Here is a 9,277-nt window from a genome sequence, read left to right on the forward strand (position 1 = left end):
CATTTTTCTCAAAAAAAGATCAATCGATCCTGTATCTTTTCATCTTTTTATACAAAGTCCGGCGGGTGATTCCAAGCCGATCAGCAGCCCGCCCCCGGCGCCACTTGCTGTGCTCGAGTGCCGAGAGAATCAAATCTTTTTCATACCGGGCCAGTGCTTCCCTTAGTTCAACCGGGTTCTTTGTTGGCTTCGGCTGAGGAATTTCTGTCAATGATTTGGGAATATAAAACAAGCCAAGGGTAAAGTAGCGGTCAAGAACATTTTGCAATTCCCGCACATTGCCCGGCCAGTCATAGTTCTGGATGGCGTTGAGAATTTCTCCGGTGAGCGGGGCAAAGCCGGCCTGATCGGAATAAGCCTGGCGGAAGTGCTCGATAAGCAACGGCAGATCGTCGCGTCGCTCCCGCAGCGGGGGAATGTGTATGGGGATGACATCGATCCGGTAAAAGAAATCTTCCCGCATGACCCCGGTTTTGACCAGCTCGCTAAGGTTGCGGTGGGTGGCTGCAATCAACCGGATGTCTTGATAAACCGGGGTATTTTCGCCAACCGGCGTATAGCCGTATCCTTCAATAACCCGAAGGAGTTTGACCTGCATACCATGCCCGATTTCACCTATTTCATCCAGAAACAGGGTTCCTCCGTCTGCCATCGCCAGAAACCCTTTTTTATCTTGTTCCGCCCCGGTAAAGGCCCCTTTTTTATATCCGAAAAATTCGCTTTCAATAAGCGTATCCGGGATGGCACCGCAGTTGACCGCCACAAAGGGTGCATCCCGGCGATCGCTGTTTTCATGGATCGCTTTTGCCACCAACTCTTTGCCGGTTCCGGTTTCACCGTAAATCACCACATTGGAACCCGTTGCCGCGGCCTTTACAATCATGTCGTAAACACCCTGCATTGCGGGACTTTTGCCGATGATATCGCCGAACCGGAAACGCTCTTTCATGCTGGATTTCAGGCGGATGTTTTCCTTGTCCAGATAGGCCGCGCGCTCGGCAAGAGCGATTTCCTGGCGCTTGCGCTCCGTAATGTCAATGGTGAGGGCCTCAAGAGTGGAAACCCGGCCGCTTTCATTAAAGATGGGCGACAGAATGGTATAGTACCAGCACCCGGTTTTGGGGTTTTGATATTCCAGGCGCCCGGCCTTGCCGTCAAAAACCGAATCGCTGCGGCACCAGGGGCATGGAGAATCAAAGCCCCACAGGGCCTTGTAGCAAAATTCGCCTGTGGCGTCCCGGCCCATTTTATCGATAAGCGACTTGCTCATAAACTCGATTCTCAGCTGCCGGTCATGTGTGGAAATAAAGCCTTCGGCTGCTTCGATGATGGTTTGGAGCTTGGCCTCGCTTTGCCGGAGCGCCATCTCCGCTCGCTTGCGTTCAGTAATATCTATAAGAGAAACCACGCTCTGTGTAGTGTTGGGAATTATGTTGACGGTCAGATAGCCGTGGCGCAGTTCGCCGTTACGGGAAAAGAAACGGAACTCATAACTGAGGGGAGCTGCCCGGGGGTCACGCCTGCGCGAATAATGATTTTTTTTCATCCATTCCACATCATCTGAATGCACAAACTCGGTCCAGGATTTTTTCCATTCAAGTTCCTCCCTGGAATAGCCTGACAGTTTTTCAAAGTTGGAATTAACATGCGAAATGGTGGTATCCTGCTCAAGAATAAACATTGCCGAACCCGATGTTTCGAATATGGCGCGGTAGTAATTCTCAGACTGACGCAGGGCATCCTCGGCCTTTTTGCGATCGGTGATATCAATGCAGGAAGCGATGCTGCGATTGGTTCCGGGGATCATGTCCACGGCCACCAAAATATTTCGTTTTTCATTGCGGCGATTAATGAAACGGAACTCATAATGCCGTGGTGCAGCCTCCGGATTCTGACGCCGCAAATAATGATTTTCCTTCATCCAGGCCAAATCATCGGATTGAATAAATTCAGTCCAGAATTTTTTTCCTTCAACCTCTTGCTTTAAATATCCGGAAAGTTCTTCGAAATTAGAGTTAACAAGAGGAATTGTTGTGTCCTCTTCAATAATGAACATAGCCGTGCCGGAGGTCTCGAATATGGCACGGTAGTAGTTCTCAGACCGGCGCAGGGCTTCTTCGGCTCTCTTGCGCTCCAGGATCTCGCCGATTAAATGAGCTGCGGAATGAATTCTTTGTTTGGCCAGTTCAATGATAAAAGGGGGGCGGCTTTCATAGGCATTTGAACACGCGATTAAGTCTTTTACATCTACACTGTATTTTTTGGCCAGCTCTGACAATTTGTTAATCTCAGTTGGCGGGTCGCCGTAGCCGACATTAATCGTGCCGATTATCTCGCCGCTGGCAAATATCGGCACGGCATAAAGCCGGATTCCGCCTTCACACGCAACATCCACCGGAAGTTCTGTCTCTGCGGCCTGTTTTGCGGTTTCCCGGCATGATTCATGGCAAAGCCATCTGCCGCAGCTCAGGGCCTTTGAAAGGTCATCTGTCCTGCACAAACGATATGAAGCCTGATCCATGAGCCTGCACCAGGCAGAAGAAAATATGCCCAGGGCATAATCGCTGTTTTTTTCATAAACCGCAACCGAGGTTTCGAGCATATCCAGGAAATCGCCTACGATATTTTTAAGGGTTTCTTCTCCTACCGCATCAAGTATTTCCCGGCTGGTATTGAGTTGTGTCAAATCCCCGTAAGGCGGGACATAAGGCGTCCTTGAGGCGTGGTCTTCGGACAAAGGGGTTTTCTTTCGGCTGGAAAGCATCCACTCAATTTTTTGTAAGTCTTCTTCCATCCGTTTGCGGTCGGTGATATTGCGAATATTGCATTGCACCAACCTTGCCTTATCGACCATATAAATGTCGGTATAAATTATTTGCCCGGTCTTTGTCTGCACCGGCGCATCTTTGTAAGTAAGGATGCCGTCGGTTTCCAGTGCCTGCAATATTTCCCGGATGGTCCCGATATCTCCTGGAAAACCGATATCTATGACTTCTTTTCCATAAAGCTCATCATGACGATAACCCAACATTTCAGTGATGGCAGGATTGGCATGGATTATTTTTCCTTCAGCTTTTTCCAGAAGCAACATCCCGTCATTTGCCGTTTCAAAAAGCCGCCTGTAGCGTTCTTCAGACTCTGATAACAAGTTTTCCAGTCGTTTGCGTTCGGTGATGTCTTCTATGGCAAGGAGGATAAGCCGATCTTTTCCGGATTTTCTTTGAATTTCCCGGGCATTGAAAAGCATGGTGCGTCTGCCGATGCCGGCAAATACGTGTTCTACCTCGTAGTTATCAAGGGTTGTTTTTCGGGGAAGCAGGGTTTCGAGCAGTTGTCGCAGTTTGGGAATGTCCCACTGTTTGTTGCCCAGGTCATAGATGAACTGCCCAACGGTTTTTTCAGGTTTTACCTGAAAAGCGTCATAAAAGGAACGATTGGCGGAAATCACCCTTAAATCTTGATTCAGAACGATCAAGGATTCACGCACAGTGTTGATGACACTCTCTGCGTATTCACGGGCCTCTTCTTCTGAGATTTCAGAATCTGTCATTTCTTTATTCCTGTAAATTTTCTTTTGCGGCCCAAACACGATTTGATCTGGCGGATAGCCTTTTCATTCTCATCAGGTAACTGAAATAACCGGGAGCATAATATAGTGCAGTCTGTCTCGGCGGGAGGGCAGATTATATGAATGGCGGCATGAGACCGAGAACGTGATAACCACAATAGGTCTTTTTTTAAATATAACAACAGTATAGGTGTTTTGCAAAAACAAGCCCGCACACTCCGGCATGCCTCAACCTGTTTTGCAGCCATTGATCAGTTCATGGCCCTCTTGAGAAAAGCAAAGAAAAGAAGCACAATAAAGTCGGTTTTTGTTGCGGCGTTACCATTAAGAATGCCAATATCGGCCTGAATAATTGCCTTTGTTCTCAATTGACAACAATGTTTATTTTTTGCATATTTCTGAAACTAAAAAAGGGGGATAGATAATGCATAACGTTTGGGCTGATGTGGACAAAAACAGGATTTACATAACAGTCGGCAAAATCAAAGATGAAGCCGAGATGCAATCTTTTGTTGATAAAGCCAAATCCGAATGCGAGAAGTTGACAGACGGGTTTACATGTCTGACAGATCTGCGGGGTTATGAATATCAGGATGAAATATTTGAGAAATATATAAAGGAAATACAGGAATTTTTCTTAGCCCGAAATCTGTCAAAAGTTGCAAGGGTACATCGGTGGTCCGGACTTCTGGGTCATATGCAATTTGATTATGTATCCCTTGACTTAGGCTACAGCGGCAAAAATGTCACAAGCATCGAGGAGGCCGAAAAGATTCTCGATGGTGAAGAATGATAAAAAACCTGATTCATCATCAGATGGATATTGAGAGCAATCGTTTGGAAATATCAATTTGATCCGTTCGGACAATTATTGCCGCTGCACCACTATCACGCCTGCTGCCACTATAATCAGGCCGATGACGTCTGTTGACTGAAGCGTATCGCCGAATGCAACCCATGCCATTATCATGGTTACCGGCGGCCCCAAATAAAAAAGGCTTGCCACACGAGTTGCATCGAGTCGCGAAAGCAGCAACCACATCAAGGCATAAGCTGCCAGGGAGACGCCGAGAATAAGCCAAACCATAGCGCTCATAAACGTTGGTGCCCAGCGGGTCGCTAAACTCTCAAGACCTATTGCGGGAATCGTTGCTGCCAAGGCAGTCGCCAGACTCTGGTAGAAAAGCGAGATATCCACGGGAAGGCGATGGGCGCGGCCGTGCACTTCTATGTACCTTTGAAGCAGACTTGCCGCCGTTATCCCGACCACGGACCCGAACGGAATAAAGTACCCAAAAACGGATCCGGCATCACTTAGATTGGTCCGGGCTCCCACGGCAATAATAACTCCGCAAAATCCGATCAACAATCCAAACCAGCGGCTAAGGGGCGTATGTTCCCCCACAACGGGGCCGGACAAGGCGCCGGTGAGCATCGGCTGGAGAGCCACAACCAGGGCAACAATGCCTGCGGGAACACCTTGTTGCAATGAAAAGAGCACGCAGCCCAGCCATACACCATGGGCAAGAAACCCCACAAGCAATGCAATGGCGGCATCATAAAAGCCAGGCCAACGCAGCCGGCCGCTTAGCGTCAGGTAAATCAGAAGAATGCATGTCAGTGCCCAATAACGCCAAAACAGAAGAGTAAACGGTCCGGTAAACGGCAGACCATATTCCGCACCGATGAATCCCGAGTTCCAGAGAAGGACGAAACCGGCTGCCAGCCATGCCGTAGAGGAAACCATAACGCGGAATAAAAGCCCTCCTGTCCAAGAATTTTAAATCGGCCGTATCCATCCAAATATAACCACTTTTACAAAAAAATGGCAAAGCAATATCAATAATCGGGTTTTTTTATAGCAGTAAGCGGATAGAAGAAAGAGGTCAAAGTGCCTTTTTTGAAAATCCCACATTCCGAAAACCTGGTGCCCCCGGCAGGAATCGAACCTGCGGCACATGGATTAGGAATTTATAAAATTTAGCATTTTCGGCATATTACCACAAATTCCCTTGACTTCCCGGACAGTCCTTAGTATTTGTAATTATTATAAAGATTGTCTGTTTTTTAATTTTAAATGAATCGTAAGGAAAAAGCGGGAAAGTGCAAACTCCGGGGCAGGAGTGGGGCAAAAACGGGGCTGAGTTAACCCCGTGCCGGCTATTCTAAATTGCCTGTAAAGTGGGATGAGGGTACATGAACAAAAAGACAAAGTCTCCATTTCCGGGAGTCAGATACAGGGTCCATTCATCCAGGATCTATAATCGACAAAAAGACAAATATTTTTTTGTCCGGTACAACAAGGGCGGAAAGACGTTTGAGGAGCCCGTTGGATGGTTATCAGAGGGCATGACCGCTTTTGACGCAAACGAGATCAGGACCCGCATTGTTTCAAACATCCGATTGGGCCAGGCCCCTCAATCTGTCGCGGAAATGCGGGCGCTCGATGCGCAGCAGCGGGAACAAGAGAAACGGAAACAGGAGGCGGCCGCCCGGGAAAACATCACTTTCGGGACGGCCGCCCTTGAATACCTGAAATGGTCCGAAAACAACAAGAAATCCTATGCACAGGATAAAAGCCGGTATGATAACCATCTGAAGAAACGCTTTGCCGACCTTCCCATGAGAAGCATATCCCGTTTCCCCCACCTGGAATCTTTAAAGCGGGATCTTCAGAAAAAAGGCCGGGCTGACGCCACCATTTTTCAGGTATTGCAGGAGATTCGGGCCATATATCACAAGGCTATTGAATGGGGCTTATACAGCGGGCCGGTTCCTACTGATGGAGCGAAAAAGCTTTTTCCGAAAATCAATAATCAGCGGACCGGGTTCCTGTCACCGGACCAAGCCCTTGACCTGTTGACCCAGGCAAAGGCCAAATCATTTACGTTGTGGTGTCAATGTGTTCTGGCCCTTCATGCCGGCCTTAGATTCGGTGAAATTGCCGCCCTGGAATGGCCGGACGTTAACTTTAATGCGGATACCATTACCATAAGAAACCCCAAGGCCGGCCGGGACCGGGCTGTTTACATGAATGAAGCAATTTCTGATATGTTCCAAGAACTCATAGCCGTGAGGACCAAGAAGGGCAAGAGCTTCACAGGTTTGGTTTTCCCGGATACAAAGGGGCGGATACAGAAGCACGTTTCACGGTCTTTTTACGAAGTGACCAAGGACATGGGGTTAAACGAAGGGGTCACAGACCCGAAGCAGCGGATCAGTTTTCATTCTTTACGGCATACCTATGGTTCACAACTTGCGATGCAGGGTTATCCCATTCAGTTAATTCAGGAGTTGATGGGCCACCATTCCCTTGAAATGACGGCCCGGTATAGCCATTTTTCGCCCGGCTTGCGCCAGGAGGCTGCAAAAAGTCTGGCGAATCTTTTCAAGGAAGAATCAGGGGAACAGACCAGCCAAGGAGATGTTATTTCTATGCAGGAAAATAAATAGATCCGTTCCCTATTATAATTTTTGGCATTTGGAAAACGAGAAAGAAAGAAAAAAGTATAGGCTCATGTTTTCCTTTTAAGGAAGGACAATGAGGAAAAGATTTGCAACCCGTGACAGCTCTGGCCCAAAAGTCGCTAATTTCCAACTGACGTTTTGGAGGTTAGCACTAAAGGAGTTTGAAAGAATAATTGATAATTGGAAAAAGTATGCTTTAAGGGAAGGGGAAGAGGCTGATTACAGCTTAGAATATGATGAAGATGATTTCGTGATTGATGCTGCTATTACCCTAGTTCTGGCCGGAACAAGCGTTGCAGAGTTACTGGGTCAAAATGTTCCCCCTCAAGGCGATAGGACTCCCCATCTTCGATCAGCTTATAGGAATCTGATCAAAGATCCGATTCCCGATGATATCGAGGAATTTTTTGCTGTCTATGATAGTTTAAGGCATTTGGGGCCAGCCAAATATGATAAGGTGGAGGATATAACACCAGATAAGCTTTGCAAATATCTGAACATTGCACAATCCATATGGCATGATGTGCTTAAAATTCATAACGCGACAATAGGCCAGGATTTTTTGCATGAGTTTGTGTTTCCCGAATAGGCCAAAATAGACGAGATGAATATTTGGGTTGGGAGTGGTAAATAAAAGTTTGGATTTTTGAAGTTACAAGGGTCACAAGGTTACACTCTGGTTTAACCTTCCGTATTTTTTAATAAAAAGGGTGTGACCCGGTTGTGACCCAAGCGGCATTTGAGGTTACACTTACCTTACTTTTAAGGAACCCCCCCTTTACGGTTGCGCAGCGGATAGCTGAGCGGCTCAAATTTAAACGATTTCAATCCCGGCAATGCCTGCCTATTATCCCTGCCGGTGCGCCCGGCGGTTTCCCCTCCGATCTTTTCTGACCGATTCCATATAAAATGCCCGGGCTTTTTTTAAAGATTCGGGGGCGGGGATTTCTGTTCGGGTCGGGAGAAAAAACAGGTTAGTTTTTTGCGAGGTTCTTTCTATTCGGGCGAACAGAAATCAGCGGCGAGATTTGCAGAGATTTTCGGCCAAAAATTTCTGTGGTTTTCGGCAGAAAAAATCGAAAGGTTTTCCCGCTGGAAAATTCTATGGTGCTGGCCAGAAAAGAGGAGGGGATTTTCTCCGGGTTTTTGGTCCGGCAATTTCTATCTGGTGCCACAGAAAATGCCCCGGCTTTTCTTTGGATTTTTGAGCCCTGCGGTTTTGTCCGGCTTGTCGGAAAAAGATCCTGGCGATTTACACCGGATTATTTCCCGCCGGCCGCTTGTGAATAGTGCTTGGAAGTCGGCGGCCCCGTTTGGTTTAATAGGGGAAAACAAAACTTCGGATTTTTGAAGTTACAGGGGTTACAAAGTTACACCTTAGTTTAAATGACTGTATTTTTATATAAAAAGTGTGTGACCCGCATTTGACCTGATCGGCGTTTGAGGTCACACCTTCCTTTCTTTTCAGGGGTTCCCCCTTGACGGTTGCGCAGCGGATCGCTGAGCGGCCCAAGATTAAACGATTTCGGTTCATGCAATGCCGGGCTATTATCCCCGCCGGTTCGGTCGGCGGTTTTACCCTGGTCCATTTCTGCCCGCTTCCATAGAAAACTCCTGGGCCTTCTTTAAAGATTCGAGGGCGGAAATTTCTGTTGGGATTGGGAGAAAAAACAGTTCAGTTTTTTGCCAGGCTATTTCTGTTCGGCCGGACAGAAAACAGCGGTAATTTTTTCCAAGGTTTCTGGCCGGTAATTTCTGTTTGGTTTCACAAAAATATTCGGCATTTCTTTGAGGTTTTAAGCCCGGCGGTTTCTGTGCGGTTCGGCACTAAAAGATCCCGGTAATTTGCCCCGGATATTTTCCGCCAAGCCGGTCACGAATAGAGCATGAAAGCTATTTGCCATGACTGGTATGAGAGTGGAAAATAAAATTTTGGATTTTTGAAGTTACAAGGGTCACAAGGTTACACCTTGGTTTAACCCTTCCACATCTTTAATTAAAAATGGTGTGACCCGTTTGTGTCCTGATCGGCATTTGAGGTTACGCTTGCCTTAAATGCTCTTTCCTTATATTCTCGTATAAGCACATTGAGTGGATTAAGCTGGAGAATTAAGCGTCATGGCAGAAAAAACACAAGTATTTTTTATGGGTCATCCGGTAGATGCCGGGATAGACTGAAATTCCCAGATAGTTGATCGAAGACTCAAGCACATCGGTCGGACCGGCGGCGGCCCGAGAATG

At 47.3% G+C, this 9,277-nt stretch carries 6 protein-coding genes; 3 read left to right on the plus strand and 3 right to left on the minus strand.

The genetic code is table 11. The annotated features are described in order from the left end of the window. Positions 1-19 precede the first annotated feature (19 nt). Positions 20-3,550: a PAS domain S-box protein gene (locus HNR65_RS13190; protein WP_181551979.1), complete on the minus strand. Its 3,531-nt coding sequence runs from the start codon at positions 3,548-3,550 to the stop codon at positions 20-22. A gap of 463 nt (positions 3,551-4,013) precedes the next feature. On the opposite strand from HNR65_RS13190, the gene HNR65_RS13195 reads away from it, so the two are divergent. Then, positions 4,014-4,361, plus strand: a complete 348-nt coding sequence (locus HNR65_RS13195) for a hypothetical protein (RefSeq protein ID WP_181551980.1) — start codon at positions 4,014-4,016, stop codon at positions 4,359-4,361. A 75-nt stretch (positions 4,362-4,436) separates the two neighbouring features. On the opposite strand, the gene HNR65_RS13200 is transcribed toward HNR65_RS13195, so the two are convergent. Continuing rightward, on the minus strand, positions 4,437-5,315 hold the full coding sequence (locus tag HNR65_RS13200) for a DMT family transporter (protein WP_181551981.1): 879 nt from the start codon (positions 5,313-5,315) through the stop codon (positions 4,437-4,439). A gap of 965 nt (positions 5,316-6,280) precedes the next feature. On the opposite strand from HNR65_RS13200, the gene HNR65_RS13205 reads away from it, so the two are divergent. Further along, positions 6,281-7,021 (plus strand): tyrosine-type recombinase/integrase, encoded by a 741-nt coding sequence (locus tag HNR65_RS13205; protein ID WP_181551982.1) that lies wholly within the window; start codon positions 6,281-6,283, stop codon positions 7,019-7,021. An 88-nt stretch (positions 7,022-7,109) separates the two neighbouring features. Continuing rightward, positions 7,110-7,625 (plus strand): hypothetical protein, encoded by a 516-nt coding sequence (locus HNR65_RS13210; RefSeq protein WP_181551983.1) that lies wholly within the window; start codon positions 7,110-7,112, stop codon positions 7,623-7,625. 793 nt (positions 7,626-8,418) lie between these two features. Here the strand turns inward: HNR65_RS13210 and HNR65_RS13215 are convergent. Next, positions 8,419-8,625: a hypothetical protein gene (locus HNR65_RS13215; RefSeq protein ID WP_181551984.1), complete on the minus strand. Its 207-nt coding sequence runs from the start codon at positions 8,623-8,625 to the stop codon at positions 8,419-8,421. Positions 8,626-9,277 lie beyond the last annotated feature (652 nt).

The organism is Desulfosalsimonas propionicica (genome assembly GCF_013761005.1).
GTDB classification, from domain to species: domain Bacteria; phylum Desulfobacterota; class Desulfobacteria; order Desulfobacterales; family Desulfosalsimonadaceae; genus Desulfosalsimonas; species Desulfosalsimonas propionicica.